Here is a 20,942-nt window from a genome sequence, read left to right as displayed (position 1 = left end):
CTACTCTGACTGTTTTTATTGAGACCTGCAGATTTGAGTGTTCATGTTCATTGTATCGGTGAAATATTTTTGTTCATTATACATAGGGGGAGCTCTTGGAATGTTTGATATAGCTAGGTTTCAAGCTTTTCATTGGCTTTCTTTACCATGCTTACGCGTGTTCCACCCTAAACTTACAGGCCTGTTGAATCAACCTCAACATGGGCCGCAGAGATATGATTTGGTGCTCGGTAGTTAATCTCAATAGTCTTAGCTTTTTTGCTTATACAGCTATAACTTGGTGAGGTCTGTGGCACATCCATAAGTTGAAATACAGAGTTGAATCCCTCAAGCGCTGGTAATCTTTAATTACCAGCGCTGTTTCACTAGCGACATCAGAGTAAGTGAACTGTTGTTTCAACCATAACTTGTCATAGTAGAATTATAAAATAAAAGAGTTAGAAATAAAGCGACATTATAAGCTCACATAAAATATCAGCATAGGTTAAGAGAAAACAGAACGAGAAGGTTTTTCGATAGATAATTATGAACAAGCCAGAGATATAGACAATGGAAATGGTTAAATAGGGGCAAGGATATGCGACAAGTCTGGGTCAATTCAAATTGGTTATCAAAAGATTACCGCTGGTAAGGACTCAAAAGTATGATCAAAATCAGTTCAGAAATTCATGAAACGACAACCGCTAAAATCACCCATGAAATTAGATGGTTAATAAGCTCACTACAGAGCAATCATTAACGACAGTGAGTGGTACCGGCAAGTGGAAATTATACATTGGATGTTTAGAGAAGATGAATCGAGGATTCGAAAGGGGAATGGGGCATTGGCTTTTAGTGCCATGCAAAAATAGCGCTGAGTTTATTCAAACAAGATGAAATTAAATCAGCCAGTACGTTGCGTAAAAAGAAAAGGTGGCACTAGATGATTACCACCACTCAGCTTTGTTAGAGTCAGGAATTAAAATGCGTTAGCCCTGACTAAAGTCATATTAACAGGCTTGGTCTACTTGTTATATGACAGTATATGTTACTTAATCTTGCTAGATGAGAGTGGGAAATCCCCACAGAAGTTGATTTTCAATTAATTCTTACATGAAATACATTACCCTCCCCTTTAACATTTAAGGCTTTATTTTTTAACTAAATGTGTTTTTTTCGTTTTTAATATTAATGATCTTTCAATTTAATATTTATATGTAACTTTATAAAGAGGTTCCAATGAAGCTATACGCAACAGAGCTTAATTTATCAATGATGTCCGTCACATTAATAACGGCCTTATCTTTTTCTAGCATCGCGATGGCGGCTGATTCAGACGGAGATGGAGTAGGTGACAGTATCGAAAGAATGTATGGTTGGAACCCCTATGATGAAAATTCTCCTGGTGAGGCAGATTATGATGGCGATGGTCTTACCGATTTAACTGAATTTAAAGCTTTTACCAATATATACGATGCTAATAAACCCGTTCTCAACGGTGCTTCAGATAATGATCATGATAACTTGTCCAAAGGTCTTGAAGTCTTTTTAATGGGTACCAACCCAGAAAAAGAGGATACTGATTGCGATGGCATTAATGATGACTTGGACTCTAATCCCGTCGATGAGGTTTGTGTAGCTGATGTAACTATTCGTGTTGGCTATTGGGCTAGTTATTCGATAGGAAGTACTCAACAGGTTCGTTATAATGATCAATTGGATGATCAGGCAAATTATGGCATCTTAGGCACCAACAATAAAGTGGTTGGATTTGATTTTACAAATTTACCAATAAACTTGAATACGTATACAGCAGCTCAACTGAAAGAAAACTTTGATATTATAAGTACAGGATATCAGGAAATGACAACTGCTCAAGCTACTTTGATAAAAGCATATAATGATTTGGGTGGTGTTGTTATTGTAGCTTTCGATAGTAGTAAAGGTACAGCAATTAATAAAGCTTTTGGAGGAACTGGTTCTGTATCATCAGGTTCGGTGTCTGCTAGAACCAATGCAGAGCCGACTATCAATACTGGTGTGTTTGGGGATGCAAGAAGCTCCGCTTTGTCTGGTGCTGGGACTTTTGGTCGATTAAGTATTGCAAATACACCGAATGGTTCATTAATTGTTGTGACAGAAGGATCAACTACATCAACTACATCAAAAGCAGGAGTATGGATTACAGGAAATAATCGCGATGCTATATTTATTTGGGATGAGGGTTTGTTTAGACATAGTAGTGTTACAGGTAACATAGACACAAAGCAGGAAATATTTTTACATAACCTCATGTCATACGCGATAGATAAGGTGCTCTAGACGAAACAATATATATTTAAACACCTGAATGAAAGTTTACATAAAAGCACAAACCTGAACTTATTTCAGGCTAACTATACTGGCAAGTTATTGTCTTGTCAGAAATTTTACAACCAGCTATGAGATTAAGGTGTCATTTCTGAGTTATCGGTTCCCTAATTATTCTGCAGGTTAAAATAGTAACAAATATGTTTTTTTCTAAAAATCTTTATGGATAAAAATATACTAAATAATGGCTATTAAATTACCCCGATGGCTTTATTTAGTGGCAAATCAGTCATCGAATAATAAAGTCTTTTTATAAAGCTTCATTATGGTTGCAATTAGATTGTAGGATAGATAATAAATTAGGTAGTTAAATAGAATCTGCTACAGGGTCGTTTGCTCCTGCCCTTACTATTCGCTTTATGAGCGTTAGTAAGTTAGTTCAATTATCCATTAGACCCCTATCCCATTTTGGATGTGTAGATTCAAGTCCCATGATGTTTAGTTCGCTAACCATCATGCTTGTGTAACTGCTAGCGCGGAAACTCTTCCTTCTGGAATACTTGAAATGAGTCTTTTCCTGCTTAATTTAAGTAGGTTTTTTTGTTTGAAATTATAAAAGATGAGATTTTATGGTACGTTAAGGTGCATTGTCGGTATCAATACTGAACAATTCTCCTTATTACTTATCTTCCTTTGATGTGATAAAAAAACAAGGATTCAGTTTTATGTTGGAAAGACTATTCAAACTTAAACAAAATCAAACGAACATTAAGCAGGAAGTCATAGCTGGTGTGACGACTTTCTTAAGCATGGCTTATATTATTTTTGTCAATCCCATGATGCTAGCCGATGCTGGAATGGATCATGGTGCTGTGTTTGTCGCGACCTGTTTAGCTGCTGCTATAGGTTGTTTGATCATGGGGGTAATAGCGAATTACCCCATAGCCTTGGCTCCTGGAATGGGATTAAATGCTTTTTTTACCTATACGGTCGTGGGCGAAATGGGCTATAGCTGGGAGACCGCACTGGGGGCGGTATTTCTATCTGGTGGCTGTTTCTTTATCTTGTCTTTAGTGAGAATAAGAGAATGGATAGTCAATAGTATTCCGATGTCATTACGTTTGGGAATTGGTGCTGGGATCGGTTTATTTTTGGCTTTGATTGGCTTGAAGAATGCGGGCATTGTGGTGGCAAGTTCAGCGACTTTAGTGACCATAGGCGATATCACCGCGTTTCCTGCTGTGATGTCGATGTTAGGTTTCTTCTTGATCATTGCTATGGTACACAGAGGAATGAAATCGGCAGTCATCATGAGTATTTTGGTGGTGACATTGCTCGGGATCTTGTTTGGTGACGTGCATTATCAAGGTATGGTGTCATTGCCCCCTTCAGTGTTACCTACGTTTATGCAGATGGATCTTTCAAGCGTGCTTGAGATCAGTATGCTTTCAGTAGTGTTTGCTTTTCTTTTTGTTGACTTGTTTGATACATCAGGCACTTTAGTGGCGGTAGCACAAATGGGAGGTTTTTTGGATGATAGAGGCAGGTTACCTAGATTGAATCGCGCTTTAATGGCGGACAGTACTGCGACGATTGCTGGTGCAATGCTTGGGACATCGACCACCACAAGCTATATTGAAAGTACAGCTGGGGTCAGTGCTGGTGGGCGAACTGGACTGACCGCAGTTGTTGTCGGCTGCTTGTTTCTGTTGTCCTTGTTTATTTCCCCTTTAGCTGGGACAGTTCCCGTTTATGCCACCGCTGGTACGTTATTTTATGTGGCTATTTTGATGATGTCGGGATTAGTCCATGTTGCTTGGGAAGATTTGACTGAGGCTGCGCCTGTTGTGGTGATCTGCATTTTAATGCCACTGACCTTTTCTATTGCTACTGGTATTGCGCTAGGTTTTATTTCGTATGTGATGATCAAGTTGATGAGCGGCCGTTATAAAGATCTGAGTCTAGGGATCGTGATACTTGCCGTTTTGTTTGTGGCTAAATTTATTTATGATTAACTCTGCCTCAATGTTAAAAATATGCCTCTATGTGGTCTTTTAGGCATGTATTGCGATTGTTTTGATAAAAAAAGCCTTCTTTTGCACTCCTTGCTACCATTTCGGCTCAAGATTGGGTATAACGCTAAGTTCGGCTTTATTGACTATTTTGAAAATGAACTCAAGTGAGATAGGTTACCGCCGAGTGGTGGTCAAGTTGGGAACGAGTGTGCTAACGTCCGGCAGTAAACAGCTGGATAAAGCGCATATGGTTGAGTTAGCCAGGCAGATGTCTACGTTAATGAAGGCGGGAGTTGAGGTGGTATTATGTACCTCAGGTGCTATTGCTGCTGGGCGCGATCATCTTGGTTACCCAGCGCTCACAGACACTGTAGCCAATAAACAGCTGTTGGCCGCTGTAGGGCAGAGTCAGCTCATTTTGGCTTGGTCACAGTTTTTTAGTATTTATGGGCTTCATGTTGGCCAGTTACTGTTAACTCGTGCAGATCTCCATGATCGTGAACGGTATTTAAATGCGCGAGACTCACTCAATGCGCTATTAAAAAATGGCATTATTCCTATTATCAATGAAAATGATGCCGTGGCGACTAATGAAATTAAAGTGGGCGATAATGATAATTTATCGGCACGTGCTGCGTTACTGTGTGATGCAGACTTATTGATATTACTGACAGATCAACAAGGCTTATTCGATGCCGATCCTCGTGCAAATCCACACGCAACATTGATTAAGCAAGTGATTAATATTGATGACAGTTTACGTTTACTTGCTGGGGGGGCTGTTTCTGGTTTAGGCACTGGCGGTATGGCGACTAAACTTGAAGCGGCTGATATTGCTAGACGTGCAGGTGTTGAAGTGGTGATAGCCTCTGGGCATCGCCGACAAGTGATACTCAATGCGGTGTGTAAAGAAGATGTCGGTACGCATTTTTCTGCGCTGGAAAATCCATTAGAAAGTCGAAAACAGTGGATCTTAGCGGGGCAGTCAACCAAGGGAAAACTGGTGTTAGATACGGGGGCAATTAATGCTGTCACACAAAAAGGCCGCAGTTTACTGCCTAAAGGGATCACTTCAGTTGTCGGTGAATTTGAACGGGGCACAACTTTACAACTGATTGACTGCAAAGGGTGTGAGTATGGACGTGGCATTAGTCGGTATAGCGCTGCAGATTTGAAAATAATTGCCGGAAAACACTCCAATGAGATCGAAGTTTTGTTGGGTTATAACTATGGCGATGCTGTGATACACCGTAATGACATGGTGGTGCTATGATCTAAATTCAGTGATTGGCTCATGGATAATAGCGTATTCCTTCATATTAAATGAAGACACTATTTTCTACGCCACACTGTCTAATTTAGATTTAATTATTGGCTTTTAACATTTGAGTGATGTGACGTGATTGAAAACAATGAGCTTTATCTACAGACCTTGGGCAAAAATGCCAAACAGGCAAGTTACGCTTTAGCCGCATTAACGGGCATTCAGAAGCAAGCATTATTATCGGCTATTGCGGCAAGCTTAACGGTAAAAAGCACAGAGATTTTAGCAGCTAATCTCAACGATGTGGCCCAAGCCCGTGAAAATGGCCTTAACGAAACCATGATAGACAGATTGCTATTAGATCCTTGTCGCTTAAAAGGTGTGATTAGTGATATTAATAATGTGATTAATCTTGCCGATCCAGTAGGCGCTGAATTAGAAAGCCAATTGTTAGATAATGGTCTGCGTTTATCACGTCGTCGTGTGCCATTAGGTGTGATTGGGGTTATTTATGAGGCACGGCCTAATGTGACGGTGGATATCGCAGTGCTTGCTCTGAAAACGGGCAATGCGGTTATTCTGCGTGGTGGTAAAGAGACGTTGCAATCAAATCTGGCCTTAAGTGAGGCGATACGCATTGCTGTGGTTGAACAAGGTTTGCCAGCTGACTGTGTGCAGCTCATTAATCGTCCGGATAGAGCATTAGTGTCAGGGCTAGTAAAGTTAGATAAATTTGTCGATATGATAGTGCCACGTGGTGGTCATCATCTACAACGCTTGTGTGCTGAGCAAGCGACGATTCCGGTCATTTTAGGTGGGATTGGTATTTGTCATTTGTATGCTGATAAAGACGCCAATATTGCTAAATCAATTGATGTGATCCTTAACGCCAAAGTGCAGCGCCCAACAGTATGTAATGCACTTGATACCCTGCTTGTACATGCGTCAATTATCGATACATTATTACCGCAGCTATTTTCGATACTTAATGCTCAAGGTGTGAGTGTTTATGGCTGTGAGCAGACGAAAGATATGGCTGATAAACTTGGGATGTCGATTGCGCTTGCAACCGACGACACTTACGCTCAAGAGTGGCTATCATTGACCTTAGGGATTAAAATTGTAGCCGATATCGATGCTGCTATTCGTCATATTCGCACTTATTCAAGCGGACATTCTGAAGGGATACTGACTGATAATATTCATGCATCTGCTCACTTTATCAATTTGGTAGATTCAGCAGCTGTGTACGTTAATGCAAGCACCCGTTTTACCGATGGTAGCCAATTTGGATTAGGTGCCGAAGTGGCAGTGAGCACTCAAAAGCTGCACGCTCGGGGACCGATGGGATTAGAAGCTTTAACTACTTACAAATGGATAGGACATGGAGAATACGCGGTTAGAAAATAATAGCTGAGTGTTGATTTTGTAGTAAGGGGTCTACTATTGAAGTGAGAGATGGAATTTAATGGCACAGTTGACTTTATATAAAAGGATTTTAATGGATGAAAACACGTTTTTTATGCCAGTTACTTGAAACACAATATCCTATTATTCAAGCACCAATGGCTGGTGGTATTTTGTCAGCAGATTTTATTGCTAAGGTGTGTGAATTTGGGATACTGGGCAGTATCCCATCGGGCTACTTATCGTTAGCTCAGCTTGAAGCGTCAATCGAGGCGGTTAAATCGATGACAGATAGGCCATTTCAAGTGAACCTTTTTGTTGACCATAGTGAATACCCTGAAAAAATTGATAAGCCTGTAGAGGTGATTGAGCTAGAGAAATCGTTAGGTATTTTTATTTCTCATGACTGCTCACTTCCTAAGCTGCCATCAACAAGTGACATCATTGATTTAATTATCGCTCATCAAGTAACGGCGATTAGCACCACGTTTGGTGTACTGCGAGATGAAGAGTACCAGCGTTATAAAAAGGCGGGTGGACATGTCATGGTGACGGTTAATTCATTTGCTGAAGCACATAAAATATTAAGTGCAGATCACGCTGATATGATTGTTTACCAAAATGCACTTGCCGGAGGCCACAAAGGTGGTTTTAATGATGCAGAGTATGATATTGATGCGGTGATATTAACGCTTAAAAAGGATTATCCTAAGATTCCACTGATTAAATCTGGCGGGATTGTTAATCAACAAGATATTCTTTTAGCTCTCGAACAAGGTTTTGATGGCGTACAAATAGGTACTGGTTTTTTAATGACTCAAGAAAGTAGTGCATCAGAGACCTATAAACAGGCATTATTGGGGCTTTGTGATGATAAGCAACTGATGCAAACCTCGAGTATTACGGGTCGGAAAGCAAGGGGCATTGTGAATGAGTTAGCCATGTTGGAGCTCAGTCAGTTGCCTGTTTTCCCATTACAACATTATGCGACTAAAGCGATTAGGGATCATGCAAAAAATCATGATCTGCCTCAATATCAATCACTGTGGGCAGGCTCTGGAGCGGTGAGTATCACCAGTTTACCTTTACTTGAAGATTATATGTTTTCCTTAGTTAATGGTTAATTGTCTATAAAACATTAGATTGCCATTATAGTGCTATATTTCCGCCACAATAGGTTGATATCTTCAATTGAATATTTTTTGGGAATAATTTGATGAGGTTTTGTGGTGTCTAAATGCGCAGGTTCGAGTATTTCAGTTTGTGGTGATGTTATTGGCAATATGACCATTAGTATTTTTATACTATTGGTCGGGATGAATTTAGTTTTTGCTAGTGAGTCTAATCAATCTAAAGTGATGGTTTGGTCATCAAATGTGATCAGCATAAAGGAAGTGACATCTAGACTATATCTCGTTAAGTCTTATAAAAAAGTCAAACTGTCTTCAGACAAACCTGCAATGACTTTTGATTCAAACTCGTTTATCTATATTGATAATAAGGATGCTTACCTTATCGACACGCCATGGAATGCAACTGATATGCCAGATTTAATGCGCTGGTTGAAGATGCAAAAACTGCAGCTTAAGGGAACCATTGTCACTCATTATCATCAGGATAAAGCGGGAGGTTTGGGTTATCTTGATGAAAAGGGTTTTGCAACTTATGCGTCAGAGATGACCAATCAGTTATTAATTAAGGATAAGCAGCCTCAAGCGAATCATCGCTTTTTAGGCGATAAATTAGAGCTGCTTAAAGGCAAAATAGACGCTTATTATCTCGGTTCTGGTCATAGCATGGATAACCTTGTTGTCTGGTTACCCGTAGAGAAAGTGTTAATCGGTGGCTGTTTATTGAAATCGACTAGCGCGAATAACCTTGGTTGGACTGGGAATGCGGATTTGCCCAATTGGTATCACACTATTAATAAGGTCAAAACCACATTTCCTCAAGTTGAGTTTATTTTCCCCGGACATGGCGATGGTGCAGCAGGGCTGTCAATCCTTGAGCATACCATGTCGCTGACTAAAGGGCTTGCCAGCGTCGAATGACGCTGGATTTACCCTATTTGCTAGCAATGTTTTTTTGTTAAACTATTGTTCGGTTAATAGGTGTTCTGTAAAAAAATCAATGACTCTTTCTTTTACATAGGTAACGGCTGGTGCAAGTTCTTCTCCTCGGAAAAGCATTGCGTGTTGTGTAATGAATGCTTTGGCATAAAGTGCACAGTCCACTTCAATGATCCCTAGTTTAGAAATTTTTTTCCCTATGTGGTGGGGTAAATAGGTCCATCCTTCATTACATAAGCAATCTATAAGAAAATGAATATCATCGAACTCTCTTGTTGCGTATGAGAGTGAGTGTTCTTTTAACCAATCTTCTCGGACTGTGCCTTTTAATAAAAATCTAGTGTTATCAAATAAATCTTGATGCTTTATATTTTTTTTATTGTGTAGATACGAGTCTTTTCTTGAATAAATTCCGCCATAGGAATGCCCTAAATAGCAAGCCTCCAAGCCAAATGGAGGAACTGGAGCTGCTATCTCACCAGTGATGCTAATGAGTCCAATATCTACATCATGTTTGATTATGTCAGAAGAGCACTCAGTGTTATTGTTAATGCTGTACCAATTAACTAAAACGTCTTTAAATTTACTTCTTAGTTCTTTATCTATTGCAGAGGTAAGGTTTTGTGGAAAAAAGGAGTTGGTAGCAATATTTAATGTGTTTTTTCTCTCTTTTGTTAGGCTATTACCTAAATTGTTAAGGCATTTCGCATTATATAGCAATAAGTTGGCAGCTTTGTAAAACACGAGTCCCTTTTCGCTTAAATGCAGTATTTTTCCTCTTTTATTAAATAGTTCAACATTCAGCTCTGACTCTAAATGATCGAGATGTTCCCTAAGAGTTTTACGGTCCTTTCTGATAAGTTTTGATGCAGATGTTAAGTTTTGACATTGTCCTATAGCCACAAAAGATTGTAATTGGAGAAGAGTAAATGAGTCTAATTTTTGATGCATAAAACTTCCAATATAATGACTTAAACATAAAAATTTATATCTTTTATTACTATGCCAGAGTCCTCAAACTTTGCAATAGCGCCAGTTAATCAATAATAGGGGTTTTCCCCCCATATAGAGGTGAAGACTCCCCTTGAGAATTTATGCATATTAAGTTTATCACTAGCGCAACCTGTCTTTTTAGTTAATTTAAGACAAATGAGGTTATATGACCGATAAGAACACTGACTCACAACCTTCTATCGAACAAGAAGCTAAACCTAGAGATTCAGAGGACAGTAACTCCGTTCTTTCCTATGCTGCCAATGTGGATCAAATTTTTACTGGCGAGGTGAATCCACAAACAGGGCAATATATTTTTCAAGTTTCATTGCTCAACGCTGTGGCAAACAATCAGTTAGGGCCAGAGTTAACACTTAATCTTACTTTTAATCAACAGTCTAGCGCTGATGTGGGATTTGGCCCAGGCCTGTTCCCCAATTTAACGAGTCTTGATTTAGAACATGACTTACTGACTCTTTTTTCAGGGGAAAGCATCAAATTTGATCTTTATAGCTTAGACATAGGAGAAGAAGCGTCGGTATTAGATGCTAGAGTGAGCGATTTAACCTTAATTAAAACTGGCAGCGAGCAGTTTGAAGTTCATTATAAAACCGGAGAGGTTGAGGTTTTAGAGCCCATAAAGTCAGGAGAAGACATATTTTATATTAAGGAACGTTTTTCCTCTGCAGATAAAAATCAACAAAGAAAGATAAGTTACAGTTATAACAATTACTTATATCTTGAAAAAATAAAAGATGGTAACGATATCATCTGGTTTGAGCGAAATGAGTACCCTAGCTATACCCATAAATTGTTGTTAGCTTCTGGCCGTTTAGCATTTCACATCCATGATGACGATGTGCTTAAGCTTTCTAAGCCTGACTCACCTGATGCCTCTATTATATGGTCATCGCTTGAAAGTGATGAACAGCAAGGTGTCCCATTAAGAATAGAGAAGGTTAATTATTATTACGGCAGAGTTGATGAGCTAACTTATCGTGATGAACCATTAGATATGCCTGTAGAAGGCGATGATGGTGTTGGTCTTCCCGCGGTTGAAAAAATAGAAATTAAAGACCCTCATCAAGGTGATGCAGTCCTCTCACAAACTAACTATGACTATAATCCACTCAATGATGGTCATAATCATCTTGGCGCTCAGGCCGACTCTTCATATGCAGACTATGATGCTAATTCAGATTATCTGTGTAATGTTAAAGGGGAATATTATTATGCGGTTTCGACCACAGAATTAAGCTTAGATAAGAGTGCACCTGATAGGTTAACTATTAATACCTATGATAAATATCATAACCTCATCACCAGTGAAGTCAGCAGTGGTGGCTGCGTTGAAACCACCACAACAGATTATTTTTTAGGTAACAGTGGTTATGATGTGCTTTTTAGCGATCAAGATGTGCGTTGTAACTTACCTCGAAGACAAGTTGTTAGTTACAAGGATACTGCTGGATCCCGCAGTCAAGCCATCACTTTTGAGTATGATACCTATGGCAATATGCTGTCACAGTTTGATGAGCAAACAAGTATACAAACAGATTATATCTATTATTCAGCAGAAGGTGAGCAGGGCTGCCCAGCCTACGAGTTTGTTCATTTTGCTAAGGTTGAACGTATTTGGCACCCGACTGACAGGCTGACACAGACAACTCATTATACTTATCAATTGCTAGTAGGCTCAGATAGTACAGTCTTCCCTTTGAGTGAAACCTTTGTTGAGGGCAACCAAACCATTACCTATGGCTATGACGCCGATGGTAGAATACAGGAACAAGTCATTAATTTAAATGGTCATCTTACTACATCAAGTTATCGCTATATTGTTGCTGATGAGGCTGTACAGCAAGCGGGTGTACTCACAACTTCTGGAGAGACGGGGGAATCTTTTATATCAAATCTTCATCTCGATGTATTAACTGGAGCAACCTTACACCAAGAGCGGCAGTCACTTGGGATCACTCGGATCTACTACCCCGATGGCCGTGTGCATACTGAAACCGTTGACAAAGATGGGGCTTATGAGAGCAGTAAAACCTATACTTATCAAGATAATGAACATACAGGAACAGTCACCGATGCAGCGGGTACGCAGATTTTATCTCGCTACGATGCGCTATCTCGGCCGGTTAAACGTTACCTCACGCTGCCAAGTAGCGCTTGGGATAGCATCAATGGTTTTTTAATGGAGGAGCGTCAATACAATGGTCTAGGTCAATGTACGGACGGTAGGCAATACGATGTACTTCATGCTGACGATCCTACATCGGGGGAGCAGGGGGAGCTAAGCCTAAGTGCCTCGGTGAGTTACGATGGGTGGGGTAATAAAACGATTACTTATCCAGATAGAGTGGAACAAGAAGTAGAAAGCCCAGTCACCCAAATCAGTTATCAGCGAGTGGTGGGTCAATCCTATGAAACTACACAGCTTAGTGATGATCAGCGCACTCAAACTATCACTTATTGCGATGCTGATGGAACACATTTAATCCAAGAGGTGCAACGTACTGATAGCTTTGGACGAGCTATTTATATGGCAGACAGATTTGGGGGAGAGAGCGAATTATATTATGACGCCTTTGATCGCTTGGTGCTCAAACGGTATAACGATCAGGAGGTGCGCTATGATTATTCCTTGCAAACTAGCGATGCACTCATTTCTCAAATTCGAGTGAATTTTAGGACCGTAGGCCTCCAAACCTACGATGGTTTTGGAAGGCTTATTTCAACGGGAGTCGGGGCAAGACAGTTAGGCTATGACTACCGTACTGGGGAAATGTATGCCTATCAAAGGCAATTGCCTAATGCGCAAATTCAAGCGTTAACCTATGTTCCAGCCATTCAATCTTATAAAACGATAGATGATCAAGCTTTTGAATTTGATGCTTTATCAGGACTTTGCACCCAAGCAACCAAAGGAGGACAGACTTCAACCCTCACTTATCGTTTTGATGGCTTACCATTAACAGAGCAAGATAATGACCACTCTCTCACCTACTGGTATTCTCTGTTAGGTAAGCCCACTGCCATTGTCAGTGATTCAGGCTTGGTACAAACCTCTATATATAACCCACAAGGTCAAATAGAGACGGTTAAGACCCAGTTTGCTGGTACCCCAGTTACCTCAACGGAATATGAATACGATGTAACGGGTCGCCCACAGATGGCAACTACAACTCATAATAATGAAACCCAGATTAAAACCATAAACTGGGACGATTACCCGCTTTCTTTGACGGTAACGACCAGTTTATCTAATCAAGCTGAGTTGACTGAACTATTAACCTTTAATCCCAATAGCTTGTTGGCAAGTCGCACCAGTTCATTAGGTGGCAATCAACATGTTACAGAGTCTTATATATATGATAATTTTGGTCGCTTAACCGAATGGTCTGTTGAGGGAGAATTAGCGCCAATAGATGCGCAAGGAAGGAGGCTAAGCCACCAACATTTTGAGCACGATGCTTTTAATAACTTGAAAAAAATGGTGACCTCGTTTATCGGAGATGAAAATGATGAGACCCGAGAGCACCATTACGCTGACAAAAGCGACCCTTGCCTATTAACCCAAATTGATATTAAAACCGGTGATGGGCCGATAAGCGACTGGTTTATCCCTGAATATGATGACTTTGGTAATATGACCAATGATGAAAAAGAAACCCTATATCAGTACAACAACCAAGGGTTACTAAGTTCAGCCACGCCACTGGGTGAGGAGGCAACAGCTTATCTTTATGATGCTCTAGGTCGATTGAGTCAAATTACGCCGCCTGATGAAGCTTCCTTAAATCGCCATTACAGCAGTGGTGCCTTGTTGTTTGAGCAGCAAGGTGACTATTTACGTCACTACCAGCGCCATGTGGGAGAAAAAGTGGTCAGTCACTGCGTGTTCAACCTCGATGACAATAGCTTAGTCCAGCAGGCATGGTACCAAAGTAATGCCCAAGGCTCTCCTGTACAAAGCATCATATCAGGGGATACGTCTCATCTTTACAGTTATACGACCTTTGGTGAGCAATATGAAATTACTAACAGCACAATGAGGCAATCAAAATGATAAAAAAAACCAAAACCATCTTAGCAAGTGCCGTTATTTTATCTCTACAAACGGGATATACCTTTGCCACCACCTGTGATGATGCAGGTCAAGTCGTACCGGTTTACCCCAGCGAAAAAATAGAGGCTGTCATTACCTCAATCACAGTCGGTGGAACTAATCCAAATACGGGAGATGGTTTATATAATAACGGACGCATGACTAAACCCGTTAAGGTGATTGCAAAAGGAGTGTATGATTATGGTGAAGGTGTGTGTAATTTTGATCTTAATGAAGAACAATTTGCTTACTATGTGCATTTAGGATTCTATGATGACAGTTTAGTAGAGCCGGATAATGTGATAGATATTAGTAATTTTGATGGCTTTAGCTATGATACGGACCCTGCTGGTAAGGATGGAAAAGAGTATGAGCATTATCTCACTCAGAGTGGTGTACCAAATATTAGAAGCCAAAACGAGCTAAAAGAGGCTTATAGCACAACATTTTGGGTTTCATACACTGATAAAGATCTAGGTCAATATCAACTTTGTGCATATAACGTCAATTACTCTGAAGCAACGGACGATATATCAAATTGTAATAGTCAAACTGATCAAGAAGCTGTAGCAAGAAACCTCTATATACTCAATGGTGATTATGAATTTGATGTTGATATTTCTTCTTATACTACGGAAGAAGATGAAGTTTGCGATAGTGGTGGTGACTGCTCTGATGATTATATTACAGATTTAGGAAACGACCGAGATTTTGAGACTCAAGTCAATCATATTAAAAATGAGCTAACGATCTATGAGCCTATGCCTACAAAAGCAAACTCATTCAGAGCTTACTATCCAGAAGTACCTATTGTTGAAAGTGTGTATGCGGCTTGTCAAAATTATAATGGTAGCAATGATTGCACTGATGCTAATGATGATGACAGCGAAGATAACGTGCATTTGTATACCTTGATCCGAGGTGCTGCCGATGGTGATGGTGAGGCTGTTATGCTAGCAGAAAATGATGATGGCAATGATGATGGGCACCAAATCCGGATTGAATCTCCTTTAAATGAACCCAGTGGTCTAGAAGCGGGTTACTTTGGGCTGGCGATGACCAAATATGACTTTGACGATGAAAGTTATACTATTAAAGAGCCTAATCATGACTCAAATTGCAGCGGCGGTGATTACACACTAGATTCAGGTAAACTTACTGACGATTATGGCAATATTTTTAAGATAACTTATGTTTTCACCGGTGATGATGATGAAGGTTGTATTGATATGACAAAGGAAACCCTCACTAATTTAGATGATTAATATCAATCAATACTATCAAGTGAATAATTTTTTTCACTTGATAGTGATGATGTATTGATATAAGAATTTAGATTATAAACTTCATGTTATTTTTATAAGTTGGACATTTATTATGATTAACTATCATTTATCACGCCGTCAGTTGCTTCAAAAAATGGCTATGGCCACACCAGCTATAGGTGCACTTGCCTCACTGCCTTTTAATGCCCTTTCTAGCCCCTTTCTATCTTCATTGTTGTCGATAAAAAAAGCTGAATTACCGCTCGCTATTTTACAGGACAATATCGTCGGTTTTAACGGTGAACTTAAAGACCGGAGCACTGGGGGGTATTTACTGGGCAATGGTTATCGTGCGTATCGTCCAGCGCTGCAACGCTTTATGAGTCCAGATAGCTGGAGCCCCTTCGGTGAAGCTGGCGTCAATGCTTATGCCTATAGTTCGAATAACCCGGTAAACCGTTTTGATCCCAGCGGGCACTTGGACGTAGGCACCTTTCTCCTTGGGCTAGGGGCTGTCATTGTGGGGGTTGGCAGTGCGGTTGCCGCACCTTTTACTGGTGGTAGTAGTTTAGCTATTGGGGCGAGTGTTGCTGCGGGCGTATTTGGCGCAACATCCGGGGCGTTAAAAATTGCTGACTCTGCTATCGAAGATGAAAATACTTCTAAAAACCTTGCTATTGCTAGCGCTACCTTTGGCTTGGCGCAAACGGTGACAGGTGCAGCAGGTGCGGTTGGGGGGGCAGCTCAAAAGACGGGCAGTGTAGGAAAAAAAGGCTATAAGAGTGAGCATAAGGTCGTTAAAACTAAAGGTACACAGAAAAGCTATTCAGATCAAAGGGCAGATGTAAGAGGGAAGACCAATGAAGAGTTCTTTGGTGGCAGTAAGATGGATAACAAGGACATGTCAAATTTTATTTTTAATCAATATGACCGAGGAAGCTATGCAGGGAAGAAAAGTGCAGGGTATAAAGGTCTTACTACTGAGGGGAAAAATGTAAGTCAGCCTAAAAAGAGCTATCAGTCAATTGGTAGTACTGGTTATTCATCCAAAACTACACGAAGCGCGACTACGGGGGCAAGTTATCGTGCAACCGCAGCCGTGCAAGGTACTAATGTCGTGGGCGGTTTACTCTCATTTGGTGGAGGGTTAACCAATGCTCTAGCCTCCCCTCCACCCGCGCCCAGTGATGATGAAGCAAGTGATATTCGAGCGTCGGCATTAACTATGTCATCTTAAATAAACGGGTATTAATTAAATAGCATATTAATAACAATCTTTTAATTTGTCGAGTTTGCTTGCTATTTTCTAGTGGGGGTAGATATAAATAAGAGTTTGCAGAATTAGATTAATTTAATGGAAGTAGTAGTGAATAAAGTAAGTTTATTATCAATAACTTTTATATTGGATCTATTCGTTCAAGCAGGAGTTAGTTTTGCCGTCACAAATGACCATAAAGAGCTGAGAGGAATCTCAATATCTGAAAACGGTACTTATTATCATGTTTCCATGGTGGTATGTTCCAAATCTTAACTTTTTTTGAGTAAAAAAATACCAAATAATGATACAGCAAGCTATGTTCGAACATCAGTATTCACTATACCGGAGTAAGGTCGGAATATTTAAAATGTAGATCAAATTATATTCAAATCATTATATAACGTTTAACTTATCTTTAATGAAGGCTCACTAACTATGGAAAAAAATCGACGATTTACTGTGGTCGCAATATATCTTGTCATTTTCGGTGTTTTGGTAACGGTAATGCCGTCTGTTGCTGGTAATTATACCAGTGAACCAAATATTCCAAAGGGCTATGTTGCACAAGCGCCCATTTCAACGGGGGGACTGAATGATTATTCCATTGCGTGGGATGATGTGTATTATTTACAACCTCACAATACTTATGCTTCAAGTAATAAGTTAACAAATTGGCTTGATGCCGGTTACCGTAGCGTTGAGCTTGACGTGCTCGATAATGAAGAGCAAATAGATGCAAATGGACCCTATGTGGGACATAGTCAGCAGGGAGATTATAACTGTAATGCTGGATCAGGTGATGATCGTCTTGGCCATTGTTTCGATGATATTGTCAACTGGATGGATGAGAACAATCCCAGAGAACCCATATTAGTTTTTGTGGATATGAAAACAGTAGGGCTATCTGATTGGAAGGACGAGGTGATTGCTGATTTGGATACTTGGATTGGTCATTATTTGGGAGAAAGACTGTATAGTCATGATGATCTTGTAATGGATCTTGGCACGCAAAGTTCGAATATTCGTCAGGCCGTTAGCGAAATGGGCTGGCCAAGTGTTGAAATGTTATCGGGTAAAATCATCGTGGTGTTAACGGGTGGACAACTTGGTGATGTCAATGACGGAATGAGAAATGCACTTGTAGATGAACTTCATGGTGCAGCGAATACGTTTATGGCTCCCGATGTCGATGCAGGAGCTCCTGATGAAGTGTTTGGTAATATTGAAAGTATTGAACCGAAGAGTGACTCTAATTATTTTGTGGCAGTCAATCTTGAAGCTGGAGATAAGGCTGAATTGTCACTTGAAGAGGCGGCAGATCACAATATGTTGATCCATATTTGGGGAGATTCAGGTGACTTTACTAACCAAGATTATGCTTATACCTTAATGACGTTATCCCATGGTGTGAGTGCGTTGGGATTTGATTCTGCGTTAAATAATTCAGATATGGGAACAGATATACATGATTGGGATGAGTTTATTCCTAAGGTCGGTTATCGGCGTAGTGTTCCTGGTTTTTTTAACATGCAAGATTCACTCTCTGGTTTGTGTTTAGGTTTAGAGGACAATAAAACGGATAATAAAACCAATATTCAGTCACAAGAGTGCGATGAGAATAATCAACATCAAGACTGGATTTATACTGCAGAGGGACAAATACGGTCGATATCAGATGTCTCCAAATGCTTAGATATTGACGGCGGTGAGGCTAAAGATGGGAAAAGACTACATCTTTGGGATTGCGATGGTGGCAAATCGGAGAAATGGTATATCGAACCCACTGGTGAAATTCAATCAAGAGATAATAGAAGTTATTGTGTTGGGGTTTTTAATAGTAATGATGATGCAGCAGAATTAGAATCTTGCAATGATAATAACCGTGACAAAATTTGGTCATTAATTCAGACGGAAAGATACAACATTGACGTCAGTGATATGTAGTAAATTTAAAATAATCACTTTTAATAAATACGTATTTTACTAATTTATGCTTTTATTTTTTAAGTTTTGGTTTGGTTTATATTTAAAAGTTTTTGGCATGTGTGTTTTGATTGGTTTTTTCACAAAATGTTATTTATGAGTTGTTTAAAAGTTATTAATTTGGTTGCGATATGGATAGGTGAGTTTATACAAAAGTAAAAAATAAAAAAATAAAAAGTAAAAAATACAAAAAATAAGAGAGTATGTATGAAACGAAATATATTAAGTATGTTAATTGCAGCATCATTAGCATCGCCTTTTGCAATGTCTGCTGTTGCAGGGAGTGAAAAAAGTGATTCGGATGGGCATTTTTCCATGGCGGTGATCTGCGATCCACAGTTTTTTTGGACTGAAAATTATATGGATGATGACGATTTAAATGAAGAGCTAGGCGTCAAATTTAATAATTTTACCGTTGATGTTATTAACGATATTGTCAGAGATAATTCGGATGACAATTGGCAGGGGGTGATTGTTAACGGTGATTTAACGGCCTTTGGACATCACGATGGTCTCGGTTCAAGTGATGAACTTGGGGCGTATGAAGATTTTAATCATAGATTTAACACACCTGTTTATTCTGGATTAGGCAATCATGATTATGCGAACAATGTCGGGGATGATGATACTGATGGTTGTGGCGATAATGGTTGTGCCACCGATATGGTGCGTTACCTTATCAGTGAAGTTCAAGATGCCATTCCTCAAAATACGCTCAAGCGTTTTGATTATATTAGGCAAAATCATCCAGGCTCAGGGGAGGATGTGTTTAAAGGCAGTATGTCATATTCATGGGACATTGAAAAAGTTCATTTCGTGCAATTAAATAACTATCCTGAATACGAGGCAGAGTGGGAAAGCTCTAAGGGTGATAATGGCAGCATCATGAGAATTAAGCGCTCGATGAAATGGCTGCGAGATGATCTCAGTAGAGCTATCCATGATGATGGCGCCGAAACCATTATCTTGAACATGCATGATTATTCGGATCATTGGGATCCAGGAACTAATGATGAATTTCTCGCTATTTTAGCGGATTATCCTGTTACGGCTATTTTCGCTGGGCATACTCATAATACGAGTCAAGGCTCGATAGAAGGTGTTCCCTTTTATCGCACTGGGGCATCACATAAAGCCGAATTTACCTTGTTAAACTTTACTGATGAGCAAATGCATATTACGATGTATGATGCAGAGCCACTCAGTGAGGATGATATTATTGACAGTACCGAGGATTATCCAACTCCTTGGGAAGATGATGTGCCTTTGAAAAAAATGGATGTAGAAGATGTCCCTAATTATCGTCGACCCGAGGTTATATTTTATGAGAATAACTCAGGTGAAGATGTTAACGATGCAGATGATCTCAGCTGTTACTTTTCAGATCTAGAAGCTGTAGAAATACAAGATGCCACGATTACAAATGAAGAGTGTTTTAATGACGACGCCGGTTCTGTGGAGTTGAAAAACCTGGAAGAAGGCACAGTGATTAAGGTGTATGATTCTCCAGATGGAAATATGGACGATGATTATTCTATCATTCAGGTAAATACAGATATTGAGGGGAGTTATTGGATACATTCCCTTGAAAGCAATATCGACGATGAAGATGAACCAGTATCAATGATCTATAACCATAATGGTGAAGGTGATAATCCTTTAAATGGTAAAGCCTCCCGTTTTGAAGTATACCCGCCTGGTACATATGAGCAAGAACCTTTATTTGTATTTTATGAAGGCAATAATGGTACGCAAAATATCGTTTGTACTGTGCCGGGGGTAAACGGTAAAGTAGATATGAAAGACCATGATTATAGTTGCGATGAAAATGAAACTCGCTCTGTAGTATTAGAGCAGATGCCAGCGGGTACTGAAGTGATAGTATTTGATGCCGATAGTTATGATTATAATGATGACTATGCAGAAATTACGGTATTAAAAGAGATACTTACTAGCTATACCATTAATTCTTTTGAGGATGATTTCAACGATGGAACTGTGGATGTGAATTTTCATAAAAAACAAGATGGGGATCTAGATGGTAAGGTCACTACACTCCTGATAGAAATGCCAACGAATTAAAAACTTGGCTTAATGGAAGCGGCTATTTATTTTATACTCAAACGACCTCAAGGTGAGTATTTGAGTATTTAAAAATTGCCATTAATCCTACCGTTTAAAGTATCCCCAATAATCGGTAGGGTACACTTGAAAAAATGGTCGATTTGTCGTCGAAATTCTTTTTTTGTCACAAAATATCGAATGTTACGCCCATGCTCATTCAT

12 protein-coding genes and 1 pseudogene are annotated in these 20,942 nt (G+C 39.7%); 11 read left to right on the top strand and 2 right to left on the bottom strand.

Annotation, left to right across the window (positions count from 1 at the left end):
- Positions 1–132 precede the first annotated feature (132 nt).
- Positions 133–388, bottom strand: a pseudogene (locus HQQ94_RS22715) (transposase); the annotation flags it as partial.
- An 830-nt stretch (positions 389–1,218) separates the two neighbouring features.
- Here HQQ94_RS22715 and HQQ94_RS18950 point away from each other — a divergent pair.
- The 6 genes from HQQ94_RS18950 (at position 1,219) to bla (ending at position 9,026) form a co-directional block, all read left to right on the top strand.
- Positions 1,219–2,301: a hypothetical protein gene (locus tag HQQ94_RS18950; RefSeq protein ID WP_173295886.1), complete on the top strand. Its 1,083-nt coding sequence runs from the start codon at positions 1,219–1,221 to the stop codon at positions 2,299–2,301.
- Positions 2,302–3,014: 713 nt separating this feature from the next.
- The gene (locus HQQ94_RS18945; protein WP_173295885.1) at positions 3,015–4,304 is read left to right on the top strand and encodes an NCS2 family permease; all 1,290 of its coding nucleotides are present in this window, start codon (positions 3,015–3,017) and stop codon (positions 4,302–4,304) included.
- 154 nt (positions 4,305–4,458) lie between these two features.
- The gene (proB, locus tag HQQ94_RS18940) at positions 4,459–5,577 is read left to right on the top strand and encodes a glutamate 5-kinase (RefSeq protein WP_173295884.1); all 1,119 of its coding nucleotides are present in this window, start codon (positions 4,459–4,461) and stop codon (positions 5,575–5,577) included.
- Positions 5,578–5,703: 126 nt separating this feature from the next.
- On the top strand, positions 5,704–6,978 hold the full coding sequence (locus HQQ94_RS18935) for a glutamate-5-semialdehyde dehydrogenase (RefSeq protein ID WP_173295883.1): 1,275 nt from the start codon (positions 5,704–5,706) through the stop codon (positions 6,976–6,978).
- A 95-nt stretch (positions 6,979–7,073) separates the two neighbouring features.
- Positions 7,074–8,099, top strand: coding sequence for a nitronate monooxygenase family protein (locus HQQ94_RS18930; RefSeq protein ID WP_173295882.1), 1,026 nt, complete (start codon positions 7,074–7,076; stop codon positions 8,097–8,099).
- A 105-nt stretch (positions 8,100–8,204) separates the two neighbouring features.
- A complete protein-coding gene (gene bla, locus HQQ94_RS18925; protein WP_309247260.1) occupies positions 8,205–9,026 on the top strand; it encodes a subclass B1 metallo-beta-lactamase in 822 nt (273 codons plus the stop codon).
- A gap of 42 nt (positions 9,027–9,068) precedes the next feature.
- Here bla and HQQ94_RS18920 read toward each other — a convergent pair whose 3' ends face one another.
- Positions 9,069–9,995 (bottom strand): LysR family transcriptional regulator, encoded by a 927-nt coding sequence (locus HQQ94_RS18920; RefSeq protein WP_173295881.1) that lies wholly within the window; start codon positions 9,993–9,995, stop codon positions 9,069–9,071.
- Between the two features lie 208 nt (positions 9,996–10,203).
- Between HQQ94_RS18920 and HQQ94_RS18915 the strand changes: the two genes are divergently transcribed.
- The 5 genes from HQQ94_RS18915 (at position 10,204) to HQQ94_RS18895 (ending at position 20,739) form a co-directional block, all read left to right on the top strand.
- Positions 10,204–14,112 carry an RHS repeat domain-containing protein gene (locus HQQ94_RS18915; protein ID WP_173295880.1) on the top strand — a complete coding sequence of 1,303 codons (3,909 nt, stop codon included), beginning with the start codon at positions 10,204–10,206 and terminating at the stop codon, positions 14,110–14,112.
- Complete coding sequence (locus HQQ94_RS18910; RefSeq protein WP_173295879.1) at positions 14,109–15,416, top strand: hypothetical protein; 1,308 nt, start codon at positions 14,109–14,111, stop codon at positions 15,414–15,416. The genes HQQ94_RS18915 and HQQ94_RS18910 overlap by 4 nt, the downstream gene beginning before the upstream one ends.
- Before the next feature lie 112 nt (positions 15,417–15,528).
- A complete protein-coding gene (locus HQQ94_RS18905; RefSeq protein WP_173295878.1) occupies positions 15,529–16,653 on the top strand; it encodes an RHS repeat-associated core domain-containing protein in 1,125 nt (374 codons plus the stop codon).
- 456 nt (positions 16,654–17,109) lie between these two features.
- Positions 17,110–18,618: a ricin-type beta-trefoil lectin domain protein gene (locus HQQ94_RS18900; RefSeq protein ID WP_173295877.1), complete on the top strand. Its 1,509-nt coding sequence runs from the start codon at positions 17,110–17,112 to the stop codon at positions 18,616–18,618.
- Between the two features lie 246 nt (positions 18,619–18,864).
- A complete protein-coding gene (locus tag HQQ94_RS18895) occupies positions 18,865–20,739 on the top strand; it encodes a metallophosphoesterase (RefSeq protein WP_173295876.1) in 1,875 nt (624 codons plus the stop codon).
- The last annotated feature ends 203 nt before the right edge of the window (positions 20,740–20,942 follow it).

This window comes from Shewanella sp. VB17, from assembly GCF_013248905.1.
GTDB lineage: Bacteria > Pseudomonadota > Gammaproteobacteria > Enterobacterales > Shewanellaceae > Shewanella.
Note: the sequence above shows the minus strand (reverse complement) of the source record. Positions and strands in the feature narration are given on the sequence as shown.